Here is a 19,869-nt window from a genome sequence, read left to right on the forward strand (position 1 = left end):
TTGGGGACCTTCCGATCTTGGTCGCTCCGACTTCTTTGTGTCCTGCGGAGGCCGAAAAGTGCCTTCGTGTCGGCGACCTCACCGCGACCGCCGCCGCCGCGAGCCTCGTGATCCTGTTGCCGGTAATGCTGGCCGGACGTATCCTCGGTCCGTGGAGCGCGCGGCGCTTCCATCATCTGGTCCACGGACTCCTGCCGCTCGCCGCCTGCGGCGTGTTCTTCGGCCTTTCGGCGCAGACCGTCACGCTGCTCCGGACAGACGGCTTTCGCCTCGCATGGGCGAACGACGTGCGGATGGCGGCGCTTGCCTTCGCAGCCGCCTGGAGCCTGCTCCTGGTCTGGAAGATCACGGGGCGTTATTGCAAAGGTCCTCGTCGCGCCCTCGCCACGGCGGTTAGCGGCGTTGCGATCGGGGCGGGGTTGCTGCCTTGGGGGCTGTTGTTCTGGGTTTGGTAGGGGATGGGTTTATCGCTGCGCGAGCCGGTGAGGGCTGTACAGAACCGCCTTGCCGCTGCTACCCTGCCGTGTGGGTCAGTGATCGCGGAGGACGCGGGGGACAATGATATCGGTGCGAATTGCTCCGCCAAATTCGGTCGTTCTCGTCGAAGACTTGGCTGGAGGTGATGTTCCTGACTCCATAAGCCACTCGCTCGTCGTATCGACGGGCTCCTGTATTGCAATCGGGTGCAGGGCGGAAGACGATGGCGAGACTGAAATCGCTATCGACGATTCTGACCGCGTGAACCCGAGCATGGAACTTGTATTCGAGGGCATGCTGCGGACGGACAGCCTCAAGCTGGTTGTCAGGACTGTGCTCGGCACGGTTCTTCTGCAGGCTCCGGTTCCAAGCGGCGAAACGAGGGTGAGTATTCGGGCCGACGACACGAACGAGCCGGAACGCATAGTCATCGGGTTTAGGCGAGAGGCCGGTGCATCGAAACAGCATATGTGTAGTTCTAAGCCTGCCTGCTACCAAGGATAGTATCGTTCAGCGAGGGGACCTATGCCTGCCTGGATCGCGGCGCTCGCAGCCATCAGCTTCGCCAGCAATTGGATTCTCTTCGTGTATGCGCGGAAGCTAGCCCATGACGATGGAGAGACAGATGGTGCCAAACCTCTCTGGCTCGGAGGAATGTTGAATTACCGTCTGGTCGGAAGCGTCTTGAAAAAGCATTCCGAAGAGGGAGATCTCTGGGCTCGACGGGCATACCGGGCGCATTGTGTCGTAGGGGCAATTGTGCCCGTTCTCATTGCAACTCTTTTTGTGCAGCAGTTGTGGTCGCGGTGAAAAGCATGGTCATTTGGCGTCGGTCGAGAAGAATTCCGGAAGTGCGACCTCCCCCAGCTGATTGACGAGTGTGGGAGGTCAGATCGAAGATTACGATCTTCCAGTAAGTCCTGCAGTCACTCGGCCGGACTTGCAGATCCTCCTCACGCCGCCTCCTCGCGCCGGTAGCCGGTGTCGATGACGAGGTGACCGCCGAGTGCACGGGAAACGCAGGCGCACATGCGGTGGTTCTCGCGTCGCTCGGCCTCCGAGAAGAAGACGTCGCGGTGGTCGATCTCTCCCTCGGCGGCGACGATGTCGACGGCGCAGAGCCCGCATTCGCCGCGCCGGCAGTCATAGATCATCGGCACGCCCGCTTCCGTCAGCGCATTGAGCATGCTCTGGTCGGCCCGGACCTCGACGGTGCGGCCGAGACCGGCGACCTCGACACGGAAGGGCTGTTCGGCAAAGCGGCCACTGTCTCCGAAAACCTCGAAGCGCAGCCGGCTCATCGAGCGGCCGCTCTTCTGCCAGGCCGCACGGGCCGCATGGAGCATGCCGAGCGGTCCGCAGACATAGGCCTCGCCGTCCTGCGGCAGGCGGGCGAATTCGGCGACGAGGTCGAGCGAACGGCCCTCGTCGTCCACGAAGCACTCCATCCGGTCACCGAGCAGGCCTTCGAGTTCGTCGGCAAAGGCCATCTGGCTGCGCGCCCTTGCGGCGTAGACGAGGCGGAGCGGCTGCCCGCGACCGGCAAGTGCCTTCGCCATGCCGTAGATCGGCGTGATGCCGATGCCGCCGGCGACCAGCAGATAGTGCGGCGCCCGCCAGGAGAGCTCGAAGCGGTTCTCCGGCACTGTCACCTCCGTCTCGTCACCCGTCTCGCGCGTCCAGACCCAGGCCGAGCCGCCGCGGCTGTTCGGATGCCGCTTCACGGCGATCTTCAGCGTGCCGGGCGCGCTCGGGACGACCGTATAGGTGCGGATCGCGGGGCTGCCGGCAATCACCACCCTGATATTGGTGTGCGAGCCGGGGTCGAAGGCCGGCAGTGGCCCTTCGACGGCGAAGGTGACGGCCCTCACGTCCTCGGCGGGCGTTTCGACGGCAATGACCCGCGCCTTGCGCCATTCTTCTCTCGAGCGCATTGATTTCTCCTCCCGTATTTCAAAAACCTGTCCGTCGTGGCACTCAGCCCGACATCAGCGCGAGCGCCAGAACCTTGCGACGCAGGTCCGGGTTTTCCTCGAGCACGAAATCAAGATTCTGCCGCGCGATGCGTGCATGTTCGCGCGCCAGAGCCTCGGCGCGCGCGCCTTCGCGAAGCTCGATGGCCGTGACGATCGCCCTGTGTTGCGCCTGCGCGACGACGAGCGAGCGGTAGAAAGCCGGCACGTCGACATCGGTGTTGACGAAGGCGTTCGGGCTCGCAAAGGGCAGGCTGGTGATCCGTTCGAGCTCGCGGCGCATCACCTCGCTGCCGGCAAGCTCGGAAAGGAGCGCATGAAAGCGGCCGTTGAGAGCCTCGTAGCGGCCGATGTCGAGCGCCTCCGGCCCTCCTCCAAGCACCTCGTCGAGCTGCTCCACCACCTCGCGGATCGCCTTCAATCGTGCTGGCGCGGCGCCGCGCTCGGCGGCGAGCCGCGCCACCGTCCCTTCGAGCACGCCCCGCAATTCGATCGCGTCGACGATGTCCTGCCGGCTGAAGCTGCGCACCGCATAGCCGCCGGAGGGAATGAGCGTGACGAGGCCCTCCTGCTCGAGCTTCTGCAGGGCGCTGCGGAGCGGCGTGCGGGAGACGTCCAGCCGCTCGGAAAGCGCCACCTCCGACAGTCGCTCTCCGGGCTCGATCTCGCCTTTGAGGATCAGGTCACGAATGCCCAGCAGGGCCTTCACCGATTGCTGGCGCGGACCGGCCGCCCGTTCCTTCGTCATCTCTCACTCCGCTGCCATTGTCGCCGGGCCGGTCTCGGCGTCGATCATCCGGTCGATCAGCCTGCGCGCCCACATGGAGCCGGCGTCGATGTTGAGATTGTAGAACTGGTGGTCAGGATTGGCGTCGATGGCGATCTGCTGCGCTTCAAGGACGACCTCGTCCTCGCGGAAGACGCCCGCGACCCCCTCCCGCAGCTCGTGGGTGCGGGCCTGGTTGTGGAGGTCGTAATTGCGGGCGAAGGCCCAGAAGTAGAGGCAGGTCTTGTCGGTCGACGGCGTGATCGTGTTGAGCACGTAGCCGTTGACGCCCTGCGAGCGGTCGCCCTCGCGGGCACCGGTCCCGGCCGCTGCGACGCCGACGTCGATTGCGATGGTGCAGGGGGCCTCGAAGCGGATGATCTGCCAGCGGTCGACTTTGCCCGGCTTACCGTACTGCTTCTTCCAGAAGGGCGGCGGGTCGATGTTCTCCATCCAGCGGGTGATGTAGGCGAAGCGGTCCGAATGGTTCGCCTCGAACGGCGCCTCGGCGACGGCGCGGTTGCCGATCGAGGAGCCGTGGACGAAGGTCTCGTGGGTGAGATCCATGAGATTGTCGACCACCAGCCGGTAGTCGCATTTGAGCTCGATCAGCTTGCCGTCGGCGGCCCAGGCCGGGTCGTCGTTCCAGTGCACGTCGGGGATCAGCGCGGGATCGGCGAGCGAGGGGTCGCCCGGCCAGATCCAGATGAAACGGTGACGCTCGGCGACGGGATAGGATTTCACGCAGGCCGACGGATTGATGGTCTGCTGCGACGGCATGTATACACACCGGCCGGTATCGTCGAATTCGAGGCCGTGATAGCCGCAGACGACATTGTCGCCGTCTAGCCGCCCGAGCGAGAGCGGCACGAGGCGGTGCCAGCAGGCGTCGGCGAGGGCGACCGGGGTGCCGTTCTCCTTGCGGTACAGGACGATCGGCTTGTTGCAGATGGTGCGTGGCAGAAGCGTCCGCTTCAGTTCCACATCATAGGCGGCCGCATACCAGGCGTTCAGCGGAAAGCTCGGTTTGTTCATGGTCAAGTCCTCCTCCGCAGACAAGGAAGACACAATGTATACAATTCGTCAAGACGGAAGCGAGATTCCGTCTTGTGTGCTCCAGAATGTATACAGCGATATGGAATGCCGCACCGGACGCACCCGGAGATCGCCGCCCCTTATTTCCACATCGCCCGCATGCGGGCGCCGACGTCGACGCGGACCTGTCGCGTGCTGCGCTCGCCGGCGTCGGCGCCGGGGCATAGAACTCGTAGCCCTTCGATCATCTGGTCCTTGGTCTCTTGCCGCGCGCCGCCCGCGGCATGATCCTTGGCTTTCGGCGGAGGCCCTCGCCGCGCGGCCGCCACGGCGGTAAGTGGTATCGCGATCGGGGCGGGCCTGCTGCCGTGGGTACTGTTGTTTTGGGTCTGGCAGTCCGCTGATTTGTCGGTGGGCAAGCCGGCGTAAGGGCTGTACAGATCGGTCCTGCCGCTGCTACCATGCCGTGTGGGCTGGTCACGGCGAAGGCATGCGGGGGAATAATGATATCGGTGCGAATTGCTCCGCCAAGTTCGGTCGTGCTTGTCGAAGACTTGGCTGGCGGTGATATCCCCGTCTCCATGAACGGCTCGCTCGTCGTATCGACCGGCTCCTGCATCGCAGTCGGATGCAGGGCGGAAGACGATGGTGAGACCGAGATTGTTATCGACGACTGTGACCGCGCGGACCCGAGCATGGAACTTGTGTTCGACGGCATGCTGCGGACCGACAGCCTCAGGCTGCTTGTCAGGACGGTGCTTGGCACGGTTCTTCTGGAAGCTCCGGTTCCAAGCCGCGAGACGCAGCTGAGCATCCGGGCCGATAGCACGAATGAGCCGGGACGGATCGTCATCGGGGTTAGGCAGAACCGTCTGACCTGAGGTCGTGAGGCGGGATCTTTTGGCTATTTCACCAGGCCACGGCAGTATTCGGGCAGCCTGCCAGAGGCCGTCTTTGCCGGCAATGTCGTCGGAGTGTTGAGAAGGTTTTCAGGGCAGCGGGGGGATTGATATTCGCGAGAAACGGTGCTCCGCACTTTGCCGTAGTGCGCGCCGATCCTGAACCGCCGCCGCAGGGCGAATTGCTTAGAACGGCACAGCCAGCTTCCCGCTGGACGAGGATATAGCCGATTTCCGCGCCGTCCTGGTTTCGCGGGATACGGGCGGGGCTCAACCGCTGGAGTGGAACTTTTGCGAACGATGGCAGCTCGAGAATTGATTGAAGGGGCGATGGATATTCCCCTTTCGGCTACAGGGTTCAAAAAGAAATCAGCCACATGGCATCGTGATTATGCCGACGTCGTATTGATCGTAAATTTACAAAAATCGCAATATAGCACCAAATTCTACGTAAACTTTGGCATTTATGTTAAGTCCCTTGGTGGTGGCGGCGAAATAAAAGAACACCTGTGTCACGTACGTTTCAGATTGCCTGCGATCGTATCGGCGCATAATGAAGAAGTCGAAGCCGTATTCGATCTGGAAAACGAGTCACTCTCAGCTCACGAGCGTCGGGAGGCTATCACAGCGCTAATCGGGGACGTGGCATTGCCTGTACTCACAGAACTTGCGTCCAGGGAGCGTCTGGTAGAGGCCATCAACAGTGGAAGGTTGGCAAATGCCATGATCCACAGGCAGCTCAGAGAGCTGTGAGCGTTGACCGCGGACTCGGGCGAGCGTGATTATGCCAAGGCAGCCTCTTCATAGGCTTTGGCGTCATTGTTCTGGGAGACGATGCGGACACTCCCGTAGCGCGCGAATTCTTGAGAAAAGCAGGCGCTCGAAGGTTTCCGTTCTGTCATCGAAAAATAGAGACGTTGACAATGCAATGGGCCGACTCGAACGATCGCAGCCGGCCCGGACGTTCGAGGTGACTTGAGCTCAGGTGAATGCGCCAGGAGGAATGACGTGCCGAAGACCAGAGACAGGCGCAACCTCAGCGTCCCGCTGCCCCCTACTGCCACATCGCCCGCATGCGGGCGCCGACGTCGACGCGGACCTGCCGCGTGCTGCGTTCGCCGGCGGCAGTCGGCGCGATCGGCCAGCTCTTCGCCTCGAAGAGGCCGAGCATCGGTGCAGGGATGAAACGGGTGCGCGAGGCGTAGACATGGCGGTCGCCCTGCGCATTCTGCCCGTAGGTGAAGAAGCGCTGCGGCGTGACGAGCGTCAGGCTGTCGCGGGCGCGCGTCATGCCGACATAGAGGAGCCGGCGTTCCTCCTCGATCTCCGCAGTCGTGCCAACGCCGAGATCGGAGGGAATGCAGCCGTCGACGACGTTCAGCATGAAGACCGAGCGCCATTCCTGCCCCTTGGCCGAATGGATGGTCGAGAGGATCAGATAGTCCTCATCGAGGAGCGGCACGCCCGCCTGGTCGCTGGTGGCGTCCGGCGGATCGAGGGTGAGCTCGGTGAGGAAGCGCTCGCGATTGGCATAGCCGGCCGCGATCTGCTCGAGCTGCAGCAGGTCGGCCTTGCGGGTCTCGGCATCCTCGTGGATGCGGTCGAGATGCGGTTCGTACCAGGCGCGCGCCGCGCTGATTTCGTTCGGCCAGCCGGACCCCGCCTTGCGCAGGCCGAGCAGCAGGTCGAGGAAGGCCGGCCAGTCCGCGCCCGATTTCGGGGGCGCGGGGATTTCGGCGAGCGTCACCAGCGGCTCGGGATCGGCGGCGATCGTGTCGAGGATGCGACCCGCGGTCTGCGGACCGATCCCCGGCAGGAGCTGCAGCAGGCGGAAGCCCGCGACCCGGTCGCGCGGGTTCTGGGCGAAGCGCAGCACCGCCAGCATGTCCTTCACATGGGCGCTGTCGAGGAACTTGAGGCCGCCGAACTTGACGAAGGGGATGTTCGAGCGGGTGAGCTCGACTTCGAGCGAGCTGCTGTGGTTCGACGAGCGGAAGAGCACGGCCTGCTGCTTCAACGCGATGCCGCGCTCGCGGTTTTCGAGCACCTGCTCGACGATGTGGCGGGCCTGATCGGCCTCGTCCCGGACGGTCACCAGCGCCGGACGCTCCTCGGACTCCCGGTCGCTCCAGAGGTTCTTGGTGAAGCGCTCGCGCGCCTCGCCGATGACCGCGTTCGCCGCCGCGAGGATCGGCTGCGTCGAACGATAGTTGCGGTCGAGCGTGACGACATGGGCCGGCGGCGAGAAGGCCTCCGGGAAATCGAGGATGTTGCGCACCGTCGCGGCGCGGAAGGAATAGATCGACTGGGCGTCGTCGCCGACGACCGTCAGCCCGTGCCCGCCGGGTCTCAGCGCCAGCAGGATCGCCGCCTGCAGGCGGTTGGTGTCCTGGTATTCGTCGACGAGCACATGGTCGAAGCGGCCGGCGATCTCGTCGGCAAGCTCCGGCTCGCTCACCATCTGCGCCCAGTAGAGCAGGAGGTCGTCGTAATCGAGCACGTTCTGCGCCTGCTTGGCCTCGACGTAAGCCGCAAAGAGCTGCTTCAGCTCCTCCTCCCAGCCGGCGACCCAGGGGTAATGCGCCTTCAGCACCTCGGTGATCGAGGTCTCCGAATTCACCACCCGGGAATAGATCGAGAGACATGTGCCCTTGGTCGGGAAGCGGCTCTCGGTCTTCGAGAAGCCGAGCTCGTGACGCACGAGATTGATGAGGTCGGCGCTGTCCTCGCGATCATGGATGGTGAAATCCTCGGCAAGGCCGATCTGGTCCGCATGGATGCGGAGAAGACGGGCGCCGATGCCGTGGAAGGTACCGGCCCAGGCGAGCGCATCGGTCATGACAGCGGCCTTGTCGCCGAGCACCTGGCGGCAGATGCGCTCGACGCGGCGGGCCATTTCCGATGCGGCGCGGCGGGAGAAGGTCATGAGGAGAATGCGGCGGGGATCGGCGCCGTTGACGATCAGGTGGGCGACGCGATGGGCGAGTGTGTTGGTCTTGCCCGATCCTGCGCCGGCGATGATGAGGAGCGGTTCGGGCAATCCGCCGCCGGACGCGCCGACACCATGCTCGACCGCGGCACGCTGGCGGTCGTTCAGCTTCTCCAGATAGGCAAGGCTCATCAGAAACTCAGTCCCCTCATGCGCCGAGACACGCAGCGGCATGTCACCGGGCGTGGCGGAGAGAGCAACACCGCACACGCGCCGGGACATGCCCGGAGCGTCCGTGACTATGGTGAGTTGACCTTGCCGCCGCATTTCCTCGTCATCGTTCAATGCGCTGTACGAGAGGCACGCGCAGAGAACGAATTGAGAACATAGCTCGACTTGCGGCAGATGGGAAGGGGCGTCACCCGCCAGGTCGTGGCGGGTGACGGATTGCCGGCCTTGAGCCCCTCAGTATCGCAGTCAGGCCCCTCAGAAGGCCGCCGCCATGAGCTCCTTCGTATAGGCCTGCTGTGGCGCGTCGAAGATGGCTGCAGTTTCGCCTTCCTCGACGATCACGCCGTTCTTCATCACGACGATATAGTCGGAGAGCGCCCGCACGACCGCGAGATCGTGGCTGATGAAGAGATAGGAGAGACCGTGCTTCTGCTGCAGATCGCGTAGCAGTTCGATGATCTGCTTCTGCACCGACCGGTCGAGTGCAGACGTCGGCTCGTCGAGCACCAGTACCTTCGGTTTCAGCACCATGGCGCGCGCGATGGCGATGCGCTGGCGCTGGCCGCCCGAAAACTCGTGCGGATAGCGGTTGCGCGAAGCCGGGTCGAGGCCGACGTCCCTGAACGCCTGAATGGCGATCCGGTCGCGCTCGGCACGGCTGATCTGCGGCTCGTGGACGAGCAGGCCCTCGGTCACGATCTGGCCGGCGGTCATGCGCGGCGAGAGCGAGCCGAACGGATCCTGGAAGACGAGCTGCATCTGGCGGCGCAGCGCACGCATCTGCTGCGGGCTTGCCTTCGAGATGTCCTGGCCGTCGAAGATGACCCGGCCGTCGCTGTCGAAGAGACGGAGCAGGGCGCGCCCGAGAGTGGACTTGCCTGAGCCGGATTCCCCAACAATCCCGATCGTCTGTCCCTTGCGCAGCGTGATGCTGACGTCGCGAACCGCCTTCACTTCCAGTTTTCTTCGCCCGAGGAACCCGCCGCCGGCGGTGAACGTCACGGCGACGTTCCGGCCCTCGAGCAGCCTCGGAGAATCGGCAGGCACCGGCTCCTTGCGGCCGGTCGGCTCGGCGGCGAGCAGCATTTTCGTATAGTCGTGCTGGGGGTTCGAGAAGATTGCCTCGACGGGCCCCTGTTCGACCACTTCGCCGAGCTTCATCACTGCGACGCGGTCGGCGAAGCGCCGCACGACGTTGAGATCGTGCGATATGAAGATGATCGAGAGACCGATCCGCTCCTTCAGCTCGCGCATCAGGTCGAGGATCTGCGCCTGGATGGTGACGTCGAGCGCGGTGGTCGGTTCGTCGGCGATCAGGAGCTCCGGATCGTTGGCGAGCGCCATGGCGATCATCACGCGCTGGCGCTGGCCGCCGGACAGCTCGTACGGGTAGGAATCGATCCGGCGCTCGGGGTCGGGGATCTTGACGAGCTTCAGCAGCTCGATTGCCTTCGCCCGTGCCTCCTTCGCCGAGAGACCCTTGTGGTGGATCATCGGCTCGGCGAGCTGGTAGCCGATCTTGTAGAGCGGATCGAGCGAGGTCATCGGCTCCTGGAAGATCATGGTCACGCGCTCGCCGCGGACGTGATTCAGCCCTTTCAGCGGCAGTCCGAGAATTTCGGCACCGTCGAGCTTCGCCGAACCGGACGCAGAGCCGTTGGCGGCGAGCAGTCCCATCATCGCCATCATGGTCTGGCTCTTGCCGGAGCCGGACTCGCCGACGATCGCCAGCGTCTCGCCGCGCTTGACGTCGAGGCTGATGCCCTTGACCGCCTCGACCTTGCCGAGCGGCGTGTCGAACCAGACCCGCATGTCGCGTATTTGAAGCAGCATATCTGTCTTTGTCATCGTCAGCGGTCCTTGGGATCGAGCGCGTCGCGCAGGCCGTCGCCGACGAAATTGAGCGCGAACAGCGTGCTTACGAAGAAGATCGCGGGGAAAACCAGCAGCCATGATGCGGATTGCATGCTGGCGGTGCCTTCGGCGATCAGCGTGCCCCACGAGGTCATCGGCTCCTGCACCCCGAGCCCGAGGAAGGAGAGGAAGCTCTCGAGCAGGATCACCTTGGGCACGAGTACCGTGACGAAGACCACCACGGGACCGATCGTGTTCGGGATGACGTGACGGCGGATGATCTGCCAGTTGGATAGCCCCATGGCGCGGGCCGCTTCGACGAATTCGCGTCGTTTGAGGGACAAGGTCTGGCCCCGCACGATGCGGGCCATGTCCAGCCACTCGATGGCGCCGATCGCCGCAAAGATCAGCACAAAGTGGCGACCGAAGAACACCACCAGCATGATCACGAAGAACATGAACGGCAACGAGTAGAGGATCTCGACGAACCGCATCATGACGTTGTCGATACGCCCGCCGATGAAGCCGGAGGTCGCGCCGTAGGTGACGCCGATGACCAGCGACACGAAGGTCGCGAGCAGGCCGACGACGATCGAGACCTGACCGCCCAGCATCACGCGGGGCAGGAGGTCGCGGCCGTTGCGGTCGGTCCCGAAGGGGAAATACTGCCCGTTGACCCGGCCGGTGACGACGAGCGTCTTGCCGTCGTTCTGCGTCTCCTGGAGTGCGGCGCCGTCGAACTCGTCCGGCCGGTCGAGATAGCGCAGGACGCGCTCGTCGATCGGCTTGTCGGAGGAGATCGTGGCGGTGTAGGCGGAGCCCGAGACGTCGAAGGCGTTCAGGCTGACGCGGGCGCGCTCGACGGCCTTCGTCATGACCTCTTGCAGCGTCGCCTCGTGCGGGTACGGCGAGAGCGAGGGCGGCACGGCGACATAGCTCGTGAAGACCGCGTCGTAGCGATGCGGCCAGAAGACCGGCCCGCCGAAGCTGAAGACGACGATCAACAGCAGGTAGCCGAGCGAGAGCATGGCGGCGGTGTTCCGGCGGAAGCGGATGCGGGCCAGCTTCCAGAGGCTGAGGCCTTCCCGGGCATCCGTTTCGAGGGAGATTGCGCCGGGTCCGGTTTGGATTTGTGGTTCACTCATAGCGGACCCTCGGATCTAGCAGCGCGTAGAGGATGTCGACGATCAGGTTGAAGACCACGATGAAGACGGAGATAAGGACGACCGTTCCCATGACCAGCGTGTAGTCGCGGTTGAGAGCGCCGAGGACGAAATAACGTCCGACGCCGGGCAGCGAGAACACCGTCTCGACGACGACGGAGCCGGTCAGCACGGCCGCGGCGGTGGGGCCGAAATAGGAGATGACCGGCATCAGTGCGCCGCGCAGCGCATGCACGACGATGATGCTGCGCTGGGGAAGACCATAGGCGCGCACCGTGCGGATGTGGTCGGCCCGCAGCATCTCAATCATCGACCCGCGGGTCAGGCGGGCGAAGATCCCGACCTGCGGCAGGGCCAGCGCGATGACCGGCAGGACCAGATTGTTGAACCCGCCGTCTCCCCAGCCGCCTGCCGGCGCCATGCGCAGGATGACGGCGAAGACCAGCGAAAGAATGGGCGCGACGACGAAGCTCGGCACGGTAATGCCGATATTGGCAAAGCTCATGACGAGATGATCGAATGCCGAATTCTGCCGGATCGCGGCAAAGCTTCCGAGGATGATGCCGCCCGTGACACCGACGGCGAGCGCCCAGGAGCCGAGGATCAGCGAGTATGGCAGGCTCTTGGCGATCAGCTCTCCGACCGTGAAATCGCGGTAGACGAAGCTCGGTCCGAGGTCTCCGTGGAGAAGGTTTCCGAGGTAATGGAGGTACTGCACCGGCAAGGGCTGATCCAGCAGGAAGGCCTTGTTCAGATTGGCGAGAACCTGCGGCTCGAGCGGCCGCTCCAAGTTGAACGGGCCGCCGGGCGCCAGCCGCATCATGAAGAAGGACAGGGTGATCACGATAAAGATCGTGGGTATCGACGACAGCAGTCGTCGCAGGATGAATGACAGCATTGCTCTCTCCTGAAAACCGGAAACAGCAGGACAAGCCGGAGGGGTTCTCCGGCCTACGCGCAAAAACGCGAAGAGGCGGAATCCGGTCGTCCCGGATTCCGCCCGTCCTGCATGTGCTTTATTCGACGGAGAGGAACTTGGTCAGGTGCTCGTTGACGGCGTTCAACTCGAAGCCCTTGACCTTGCGGGAAACGAGCCAGGTCGAGGCGTGAACCATCAGCGGTGCGTTGCCCTGCTCGTCCATGGCGATCTGCTCGGCGTCATGGAGGATCTGCATACGCTTGGCCGGATCGCGTTCCGCGTAGGAGGCCTTCATCAGCTCGTCGTACTTCGCATTGGCCCAGTGGCCGTAGTTGAAGCTCGTGTTGGAGGAGACGAGAAGATTGAGGAAGTTCTCCGGGTCGGCGTAGTCGGCCGACCAGCCGGCGCGCGCCACATCGAAGGCGCCGCCTTCCTGCAGGTAGGCATAGTGCGACTTCACGTCGAGGTTCTGCAGCGTGACTTCCGCGCCCACGGCCTTCCACATGTCGGCGATCGCAGTGGCAACCTTCTTGTGGTTTTCGTTGGTGTTGTAGCGGATGTCGATCTTGAGCGGCTTGCCGCCTTCGCCGTAGCCGGCTTCCTTCAGCAGTTCCTTGGCCTTGTCTTCGCGGTCGAGCTGGTCGAGCGACGCCCATTCCGGCGTTGCCGCGGTATAGCCTTCCATGCCCGGCGGAACGAAGGAATAGCCCGGGAGCTGGGCGCCAGAGTAGATCTTCTCGGCGAGGAAGTCCCGATCGACGGCCATCGACAGCGCCTGCCTTACCTTCACGTCGCTGAACGGCTCGTGCCTGCTGTCGAAGACGTAATAATAGGTGCCGAGGTCGGTGCTGGCGAGGACCTGGTCCTTGCCGAGCTTCTCTTCCAGGAAGGCCTTCTGGTCCGTCTGGAAGTTATAGACGACGTCCAGTTCCCCGGCTTCGAACATGCGCTCGGTGGCGGACTGGTCTTCGGAGGGGTTGTAGATCACCTTGTCGATCTTGACGTTGGCCGCATCCCAATACTTGTCGTTCTTGACGGCGGTGATGTGGTCGTTCGGAACGTTTTCCGTCAGGCAGTAGGCGCCGTTGCAGACCATGTTGCCGGGTTTCGTCCATTCCGCGCCGAGCTTCTGAACGACGGCCGCGTTGACCGGCAGAGCCGCGTAGTGCGAGGCGAGCTGCAGGAAGTAAGGCGTCGGGCGCTCCAGGGTCACTTCCAGCGTCGTGGCATCGATGGCCTTCACGCCGAGCGTGTCGACGGCAGCCTTGCCGGTGTTGACGGCCTCGGCGTTCTTCACCGGATAGAGAATGTTGGCGTATTCGGCGGCTTCCTTCGGATCTTCCATGCGGCGCCAGGCGAAGACGAAATCGTCGGCGGTCACCGGATCGCCGTTCGACCACTTGGCATCCCCGCGGAGCTTGAAGGTGTAGACGGTGCCGTCATCCGAAATCGTCCAGCTCTCGGCGACGCCCGGAATGACTTCGCCCTTCGGATTGTAGATCGTCAGGCCTTCGAACATATCGCGGACGACAAAGCCTTCGATGTCGATGGAAATATGCGCCTGATCGAGGGTCTGCGGTTCGCCGCCATTGCCGCGTCGGATGACCGTCTCGGCGGAAGCGAGGCTGGCGGTCATGGCAAGCAGCGTGCTGGAAAGCAGAACCGTCTTGAGGGTTCGCTTGAGTGAAGCGTTCATTGTTATATCCCCTATTGTTTTGTCAGTAGATCAGCCCTGAGGAGCCGTTTTCCACAGGGTTTCATGTTCGTAAATGCTTGAATAAGCTGACTTCCTTTTGGGAGAGACAGCTAATACTTGCACGTGCGCCGACGCTACGACTTGAGTTCTGACAAAGCAAGAGGGGGTTGCGGGAGAGTCTTCGGGGCGGCCCGCACTTGTCCACAGTTGCCGATGACCTCGGGCGCGGCGTGTGGCCATATCTGCTGACGCAAGGGGAAGGGAAGGATGGGAGGCGGTGAGGCCGAATGCCGCAGGAGCCGTGCGGAGGGGAGGCTGTTTCCGATGCGGAGCGGCAAGGAGGCAAGGAAGGTCGCTCTGCCGATTCCCGCGGGACCGTCAAAAAAATATCCCGGCCGCGGGCTTTTGAAGGCCATGGCCGGGTTGTCGTCGTCTGCCGGGCAAGGATCATCCTGCCGGCTTCTTCGGTTGGCCCGTCGCCGGGCCTCTTCGCCTCAGCGGCCGAAAACGGCCTGGCGGATCTGCGACCGCGAGACGCCGATGTCCTTCAGGGACGCGTCGTCGAGACGGGAGAGTTCGCGATAGGCCTTGCGGAGGCGGAAGTATTCGGTGATTGCACTGCCGATTTTCATAGCATTTGTCCTTCGATCTGACGCCTTCTATTTAGGCGTTTGCCGAAAAAACAGGAGATCAAATTTTGCACGGGAGGCATGCGTCGGCAGCAAATCTGCGGCCTGAATCTCGCCGTGACCGCAAAATCCGGCCGTGATCGGGACTGACTCAGGGCAAGAAGGTGACCTGGACCTTGCAGGCCCTTGTGCGGTCGCCAGCCTGTTCGAAGGCAGCGACTGCCTCTTCGAGAGGGAAGCTATGCGAGATGATCGGCCGGACATCGATCCGTCGGGCGGCGATGAGGTCGACGGCCAGCGCAAACTCGCGATCGAAGCGCTGTGTCCCGACGAGCTGGAGTTCCTTTCCGACGAGCGCATTCAGGGGGAGGGTGATGTCTCCGGTCACGCCGACCTGGACGATCGTCCCGCGCGGCCGGACCGCTGCGATGGCATTGCGGAGCGCGGCCTCGGCGGCGGAACATTCGAAGGCGACGTCGAAATAGCCCTTGTCCCTTTCGTAGGCCGCCAGTCGACCGGGTTCTTTCCCGACGTTGATCGCCTGTGTCGCGCCTATTGCAATCGCGCGGTCGAGCGCGGCATCGGCAAGGTCGGTCGCGATGATCTCGGTGGCCCCCGCATGGCGCGCAGCGGCGACGGCGAGCACGCCGATCGGACCGGCGCCCGTCACCAGCACGCGCTTGTCCGCGAGGCCGCCGGCGCGGGCGACCGCGTGGAGGCAGACGGCGAGCGGCTCGGCGCAGGCTGCCTCGTCCGCGCCGACGAGGGTGCCCGCCGGCAGGCACTGGAACGCCGGCACCGTGAGCCAGTCGCGGAACATGCCCTGCGCATGCGGAAGGCGCATCGCGCTTCCCATGAACTGCATGTCGAGGCAGTGGATCGGAAGTCCCTCCCGGCAGAAGCGGCAGGTGCCGCAGGGCCGGCTCGGATTGACCGCCACGAGATCGCCGACCGAAAGGCCGGTGACCCCGGCGCCGAGGGCGGCGACATGGCCGGAGGCCTCATGGCCGGGAATGATCGGCTCGCGCACCCTGACGGGGCCGAAGCCGCCATCCTGATAGTAATGAAGGTCCGAGCCGCAGATGCCGCCAGCCGCCATCTTCAGGAGGACTTCGCCGGGCCCGGGCGACGCAACCGGCGCATCTTCGACCCTGAGGTCACGGCGGCCGTAGAGGCGTGCGAAGCGCGTCTGCATCCTCGCACCTCTACCGCAGCAGGCCGAGTTCGGTCGGCAGCCAGAGCGTGATCGCCGGGATGAAGGTGATCAGCAACAGGGCGACGAACAGCGGGATCGTCCACGGCAGGATCGCCATCGAGGTGCGCTCTACCGACAGCTTCGATATCCGCGAGAGCACGAAGAGAACCATGCCGACCGGTGGCGTCAAGAGACCGATCATCAGGTTCAGCGTGAAGATCAGGCCCATATGGACCGGATCGATGCCGTAGCGGGCCGCAATCGGCATCAGGATCGGCACCAGGATGCTGATCGCCGCGATGGTGTCTAGGAAGGCGCCGACGATCAGCAGCAGGACGTTGACGATGATGAGGAAGGTCCACCAGTTGTCCGTCAGCGAGAACATGGAGTCGGAGAAGAGTTGGGCCGCCTGGCTGACGGTCAACAACCAGGCGAAGATCGACGCCGTGGTGACGATGAAGAGCACCGAGGCGGTGGTCTCGATCGTGTCGAAGCTCGCCTTCGTCAGCGTGCGCAGGGTCATGGTGCGATAGCGCACCAGCCCGAGGAAGAGCGACCAGATGACCGCTGCGACTGCGGCCTCGGTCGGGGTGAACCAGCCCATGGTCATGCCGCCGATCAGCAGCACCGGCGTCATCAGGGCCATGACCGCGTGGAAATCGAAATACCAGTCGAGCGCGATGAGCGCGGCAAGCGCGATGAAGACGGCGATGTTGATCGACAGGCCGGCAAGAATCAGCAGGTAGACCGCGGCCGGGAAGCAGAGGACGATGGCGACCTCGAGCGAGGCCGCCCCGAGCTGTCTCAGTTCGAACGGCGTGTCCGAGCCCCAGCCCTTGCGATGGGCGAAGATGAAGACCGTCAGCATCATCAGGCCCGCCATCACGATGCCCGGCAGGATGCCGGCCATGAACAGCGCGCCGATCGAGACGTTGGCCATCATGCCGTAGATGACGAAGGGGAGCGAGGGCGGGAAGATCGGGCCGAGGGTCGCGGAGGCGGCCGTCACCCCGACGGCGGCTTCTACGGGATAGCCGTGGTCCTTCATCGCCTTGATTTCGATCGTGCCGATGCCGGCTGCATCCGCGAGCGCCGTTCCGGACATGCCGGAGAAGACGACCGAGCCGATGATGTTGACCTGTGCGAGGCCGCCCTTCATCCAGCCGACGAGGGAGAGCGCGAAATGGTAGATGCGGCCGGTGACGCCGGCGATGTTCATGAGGTTGCCGACGAGGATGAAGAAGGGAACTGCGATCAGCGGGAAGCTCTCGACGCCGGCGATCATCCGCTGGGCGGCGATGATGTCCGGGGCGACGCCATAGATCAGAAGATAGAGGAGCGACGAGACGCCGAGCGAGACGGCGACGGGCGTGCCGATGATCGTGAGGGCGAGGAAGGATCCGATGAGCAGCAGCACTTGTCACACCCCCTGAATGCCGGATTCGCTCGCCTGCTCGCGAACGGTCTTTTCGTTGATCATGTCCCTGACGAAGTTCTGCACGGAGCGCGCCAGCATCAGCGCGAAGGCGGCAAACACGGTATAGAAGACATAGCCGCGCGGCAGGTTGACCGTCACCATGCGTTCGTTGCCGACGATGGCGATATACCGCCACATCAGCCAGGTCGTGTAGGCGAAGAAGCCGATGACGATGAAATCGACCAGGAGCTGCAGCAGACGCCCGATCTTCGGTGGCAGGAAGCGGTAGAGAAAGTCCACCTGGATGTGCCGCGCCATGCGCACGCACATGACCGAGCCGAGGAACACGATCACCACGAGACAGTTCGCGGCGATTTCCTCGGTCCAGGCGAGACTGTTGTTCAGCGCATAGCGGGTGAAGAACTGCAGGAAGACGCAGGCCGCCATCAGCCAGAAGACGGCCATGTTGAGCCAGTCCTCCACCGCATAGGAGGAGAGGTCCGCCGGGCCCGCGTCCTCCTCGAAGGCGTGCGCCATCTCTTCGACGCTGACCTGAGCGTGCTGTTGTTCCTTCATCGGGAAACTCCGCCAATCTCGGGGAAGGGAGAGCGCCCGGCGACGCAGGCACCGGGCGCGATGGGCGTGTGCCGTCTTACTTGACGGCGCGGATGGCTTCCCAGTCGGCCTTGTCGTAGCCGAACTCCTCGAAGCTCACCTTCTCCATCACCGCCTTCTCGAAGTCGGACCTGTCGACCTCGGTCACGGTGATGCCCCGCTCCTTGAACTTGTCGACCAGCGCCTTTTCGCGCTCCTCGATGATCTTCGTGCTGCGCTCGGCAGCCTCCTGCATCACCTCGGTGAAGATCTTCTTGTCTTCATCGGAGAGCTTCGCCCACAGCATGCCGGAGACCACCGTATTGAGGTGATCGACGATGTGGCCGGTGAGGCTGATGTTCTTCTGGACTTCGTAGAACTTCTTCGCCTCGATCGTGGTGAGCGGGTTTTCCTGCGCCTCGACCGTGCCGTTCTGGAGTGCGAGGTAGACTTCGGCAAACGCGATCGGCGTCGTGTTGGCGCCGCAGGCGCGCGGCATGGCGAGATAGGCCGGGACGTCCGGAACGCGGATCTTTAAGCCCGCCATGTCGGCGCACTTGGCGATCGGCCGGTTGGAGGTGGTGTGGCGGGTGCCGTAATAGGTGACGGCAGCGATATGGTTGCCGCCGGAGGCCTGCTCGTAGCCGGCGGCGAGCTTCTTGAAGACGTCGCTCTTGGTATAGGCGATCAGATGCGCCGGATCGCGGAAGGTATAGGGATAATAGGTGACGCCGATCGGCGGATACTCACGCGCGGCGAAGCTCGATCCGGAAATGATGATATCGACGGTGCCGAGCTTCAGGCCCTGGTTGATGTCGGCTTCCTTGCCGAGCTGCGAAGCCGGGAAGACGTCGATCTTGTAGCGCCCGTCGGTGCGCTTGGCGATTTCTTCCGCCGCCCACGCCGATTCGGTGTGGAAGGGTTCGGATGTTTCGTAGACATGGGCCCATTTGAGCACCGTCTCCGCCTGGGCGGTGATCGCCGAGGCGAGAATTGCAGCAGTCGCAGCGAGTAGCATCGTCAGTCTGAACTTCATCTTTTTCTCCTCCCAAGTTGAAGTCGCTGAAACGTGTCGTCAAAGTCCTCCGGCCTGTCCTCCCGCCGCAGTCGCGGCTGTCTCGGACGAATGGTCTTCCCCGAAGCTCTCCGAGAGCCGGAGTTCAGATTGTTGCAGATGGTCGCACATCGCCTTGCGGGCGGCGGCCGGGTCGTTGGCGGCGATCGCGTCGCGGATTGCGCGATGCTCCTCCGTCGCCGCCTGCCAGGTCCGGCGGTTCTCGAAATAGCTCGCCAGTTTCTCGAAATAGGGTGTCATGCGCATGTCGTGCATGCTGCCGACGAAGCGGTTGAGCGTCGCGTTGGCGATAATGCTCGAAACAATGACGTGGAATTCCCGGTCGAGTGCCAGCGCCCGGTGCCGGTCGTCGACCGCCGCCGCCATCTCTTCGAGGTTCCGGTCGAGGAGTGCGATATGTTCGGGTCGGGCGAGACGGGCGGCCTCCTCGACGACGGCGCATTCCACCACGGCGCGTGCCCGCAATAACTCGAAGGGACCCTCGAAATCTTCCGGCGGCGCGCCTGCAGCCGGCGCCTTGCGCGCGGCGACATAGACGCCCGAGCCCATGCGGATGTCGATCAGGCCTTCGACTTCCAGCACGATCAGCGCTTCGCGAACCGTCGGCCGGGAGACGCCGAGGCGCTGCGCGAGCTCGCGCTCGGCCGGAAGGCGCGAGCCGGCCGGCAGCTCGCCGCGCTCGATCAGGCTGCGCATCTGGTCCGCGACCTGACGGTAAAGCCGCCGCGTCTCCATGACCGTGAACATCGATGACACCATCGCGTCAACTTTCCAATCAGGTCGTCAGGTGGTCAAGCCAATTTGGAGGTGAAGGTATACTGAGGGTGGGGCGGGAGTCAAATCGATTGCAGGGGCCCGAAGTGCAGGCTCTCCCTTGAATAGTCTCCCCAGGGTCTGCGACGCCCCGGGTGCGCTTTGTGATCGTGTCCCAGCGCGTGGTGTAGCTTAGACGACCACGGCTCATCTGGTAGGGCCGGATGAGTGTCAGCTTGCGGCCGGCAGGCTGATGATTGGATC

17 protein-coding genes are annotated in these 19,869 nt (G+C 63.7%); 3 read left to right on the forward strand and 14 right to left on the reverse strand.

What is annotated here, in order from left to right; genetic code table 11:
- The first annotated feature begins 17 nt into the window (after positions 1 to 17).
- Positions 18 to 455 carry a hypothetical protein gene (locus NHF53_RS03270; RefSeq protein ID WP_252833084.1) on the forward strand — a complete coding sequence of 146 codons (438 nt, stop codon included), beginning with the start codon at positions 18 to 20 and terminating at the stop codon, positions 453 to 455.
- Positions 456 to 1,430: 975 nt separating this feature from the next.
- Here the strand turns inward: NHF53_RS03270 and NHF53_RS03275 are convergent.
- The 3 genes from NHF53_RS03275 to NHF53_RS03285 are packed head-to-tail and all read right to left on the reverse strand — an operon-like array spanning position 1,431 to position 4,251.
- Positions 1,431 to 2,411 (reverse strand): PDR/VanB family oxidoreductase, encoded by a 981-nt coding sequence (locus NHF53_RS03275; RefSeq protein ID WP_252833085.1) that lies wholly within the window; start codon positions 2,409 to 2,411, stop codon positions 1,431 to 1,433.
- Positions 2,412 to 2,454: 43 nt separating this feature from the next.
- The gene (locus NHF53_RS03280; RefSeq protein ID WP_252833086.1) at positions 2,455 to 3,198 is read right to left on the reverse strand and encodes a GntR family transcriptional regulator; all 744 of its coding nucleotides are present in this window, start codon (positions 3,196 to 3,198) and stop codon (positions 2,455 to 2,457) included.
- A 3-nt stretch (positions 3,199 to 3,201) separates the two neighbouring features.
- On the reverse strand, positions 3,202 to 4,251 hold the full coding sequence (locus NHF53_RS03285) for an aromatic ring-hydroxylating dioxygenase subunit alpha (RefSeq protein ID WP_252833087.1): 1,050 nt from the start codon (positions 4,249 to 4,251) through the stop codon (positions 3,202 to 3,204).
- Positions 4,252 to 4,790: 539 nt separating this feature from the next.
- Here NHF53_RS03285 and NHF53_RS03290 point away from each other — a divergent pair.
- Together NHF53_RS03290 and NHF53_RS03295 are read left to right on the forward strand one after the other, a co-directional pair.
- Positions 4,791 to 5,132: a hypothetical protein gene (locus NHF53_RS03290; protein ID WP_252833088.1), complete on the forward strand. Its 342-nt coding sequence runs from the start codon at positions 4,791 to 4,793 to the stop codon at positions 5,130 to 5,132.
- Positions 5,133 to 5,450: 318 nt separating this feature from the next.
- Positions 5,451 to 5,903, forward strand: a complete 453-nt coding sequence (locus NHF53_RS03295; protein WP_252833089.1) for a DUF4304 domain-containing protein — start codon at positions 5,451 to 5,453, stop codon at positions 5,901 to 5,903.
- A 301-nt stretch (positions 5,904 to 6,204) separates the two neighbouring features.
- Here NHF53_RS03295 and NHF53_RS03300 read toward each other — a convergent pair whose 3' ends face one another.
- The 11 genes from NHF53_RS03300 to NHF53_RS03350 form a co-directional block, all read right to left on the reverse strand.
- Positions 6,205 to 8,271, reverse strand: a complete 2,067-nt coding sequence (locus tag NHF53_RS03300) for an ATP-dependent helicase (RefSeq protein ID WP_252834897.1) — start codon at positions 8,269 to 8,271, stop codon at positions 6,205 to 6,207.
- 294 nt (positions 8,272 to 8,565) lie between these two features.
- Entirely contained in the window at positions 8,566 to 10,158 is a 1,593-nt protein-coding gene (locus NHF53_RS03305) for an ABC transporter ATP-binding protein (protein WP_252833090.1), read from the reverse strand.
- Between the two features lie 2 nt (positions 10,159 to 10,160).
- Positions 10,161 to 11,309 (reverse strand): ABC transporter permease, encoded by a 1,149-nt coding sequence (locus NHF53_RS03310; protein WP_114363897.1) that lies wholly within the window; start codon positions 11,307 to 11,309, stop codon positions 10,161 to 10,163.
- Complete coding sequence (oppB, locus tag NHF53_RS03315) at positions 11,302 to 12,225, reverse strand: oligopeptide ABC transporter permease OppB (RefSeq protein WP_114363896.1); 924 nt, start codon at positions 12,223 to 12,225, stop codon at positions 11,302 to 11,304. The genes NHF53_RS03310 and oppB overlap by 8 nt, the downstream gene beginning before the upstream one ends.
- 118 nt (positions 12,226 to 12,343) lie before the next feature.
- Positions 12,344 to 13,942 carry a peptide ABC transporter substrate-binding protein gene (locus NHF53_RS03320; RefSeq protein WP_114363895.1) on the reverse strand — a complete coding sequence of 533 codons (1,599 nt, stop codon included), beginning with the start codon at positions 13,940 to 13,942 and terminating at the stop codon, positions 12,344 to 12,346.
- Positions 13,943 to 14,436: 494 nt separating this feature from the next.
- A complete protein-coding gene (locus NHF53_RS03325; RefSeq protein ID WP_252833091.1) occupies positions 14,437 to 14,574 on the reverse strand; it encodes a DUF1127 domain-containing protein in 138 nt (45 codons plus the stop codon).
- 148 nt (positions 14,575 to 14,722) lie between these two features.
- A complete protein-coding gene (locus NHF53_RS03330) occupies positions 14,723 to 15,766 on the reverse strand; it encodes an L-idonate 5-dehydrogenase (RefSeq protein WP_252833092.1) in 1,044 nt (347 codons plus the stop codon).
- A 10-nt stretch (positions 15,767 to 15,776) separates the two neighbouring features.
- Positions 15,777 to 17,183: a TRAP transporter large permease subunit gene (locus tag NHF53_RS03335; RefSeq protein WP_252833093.1), complete on the reverse strand. Its 1,407-nt coding sequence runs from the start codon at positions 17,181 to 17,183 to the stop codon at positions 15,777 to 15,779.
- Between the two features lie 3 nt (positions 17,184 to 17,186).
- Complete coding sequence (locus tag NHF53_RS03340) at positions 17,187 to 17,759, reverse strand: TRAP transporter small permease (RefSeq protein ID WP_252833094.1); 573 nt, start codon at positions 17,757 to 17,759, stop codon at positions 17,187 to 17,189.
- Between the two features lie 76 nt (positions 17,760 to 17,835).
- Positions 17,836 to 18,813: a sialic acid TRAP transporter substrate-binding protein SiaP gene (locus tag NHF53_RS03345; RefSeq protein ID WP_252833095.1), complete on the reverse strand. Its 978-nt coding sequence runs from the start codon at positions 18,811 to 18,813 to the stop codon at positions 17,836 to 17,838.
- Positions 18,814 to 18,852: 39 nt separating this feature from the next.
- Positions 18,853 to 19,599 carry a FadR/GntR family transcriptional regulator gene (locus NHF53_RS03350; RefSeq protein ID WP_252834898.1) on the reverse strand — a complete coding sequence of 249 codons (747 nt, stop codon included), beginning with the start codon at positions 19,597 to 19,599 and terminating at the stop codon, positions 18,853 to 18,855.
- Between the last annotated feature and the right edge of the window lie 270 nt (positions 19,600 to 19,869).

Origin of the sequence: Ciceribacter sp. RN22 (assembly GCF_024054295.1) — a bacterium.
In the GTDB taxonomy this organism is placed as follows: Bacteria; Pseudomonadota; Alphaproteobacteria; order Rhizobiales; family Rhizobiaceae; genus Allorhizobium; species Allorhizobium lividum.

Coding starts and splice junctions, on each gene's coding strand:
- NHF53_RS03275 (WP_252833085.1), bottom strand. CDS start 2,411: ATGCGCTCGAGAGAAGAATGGCGCAAGGCGCGGGTCATTGCCGTCGAA.
- NHF53_RS03280 (WP_252833086.1), bottom strand. CDS start 3,198: ATGACGAAGGAACGGGCGGCCGGTCCGCGCCAGCAATCGGTGAAGGCC.
- NHF53_RS03285 (WP_252833087.1), bottom strand. CDS start 4,251: ATGAACAAACCGAGCTTTCCGCTGAACGCCTGGTATGCGGCCGCCTAT.
- NHF53_RS03295 (WP_252833089.1), top strand. CDS start 5,451: ATGGCAGCTCGAGAATTGATTGAAGGGGCGATGGATATTCCCCTTTCG.
- NHF53_RS03300 (WP_252834897.1), bottom strand. CDS start 8,271: ATGAGCCTTGCCTATCTGGAGAAGCTGAACGACCGCCAGCGTGCCGCG.
- NHF53_RS03305 (WP_252833090.1), bottom strand. CDS start 10,158: ATGACAAAGACAGATATGCTGCTTCAAATACGCGACATGCGGGTCTGG.
- NHF53_RS03310 (WP_114363897.1), bottom strand. CDS start 11,309: ATGAGTGAACCACAAATCCAAACCGGACCCGGCGCAATCTCCCTCGAA.
- oppB (WP_114363896.1), bottom strand. CDS start 12,225: ATGCTGTCATTCATCCTGCGACGACTGCTGTCGTCGATACCCACGATC.
- NHF53_RS03320 (WP_114363895.1), bottom strand. CDS start 13,942: ATGAACGCTTCACTCAAGCGAACCCTCAAGACGGTTCTGCTTTCCAGC.
- NHF53_RS03325 (WP_252833091.1), bottom strand. CDS start 14,574: ATGAAAATCGGCAGTGCAATCACCGAATACTTCCGCCTCCGCAAGGCC.
- NHF53_RS03330 (WP_252833092.1), bottom strand. CDS start 15,766: ATGCAGACGCGCTTCGCACGCCTCTACGGCCGCCGTGACCTCAGGGTC.
- NHF53_RS03340 (WP_252833094.1), bottom strand. CDS start 17,759: ATGAAGGAACAACAGCACGCTCAGGTCAGCGTCGAAGAGATGGCGCAC.
- NHF53_RS03345 (WP_252833095.1), bottom strand. CDS start 18,813: ATGAAGTTCAGACTGACGATGCTACTCGCTGCGACTGCTGCAATTCTC.
- NHF53_RS03350 (WP_252834898.1), bottom strand. CDS start 19,599: ATGTTCACGGTCATGGAGACGCGGCGGCTTTACCGTCAGGTCGCGGAC.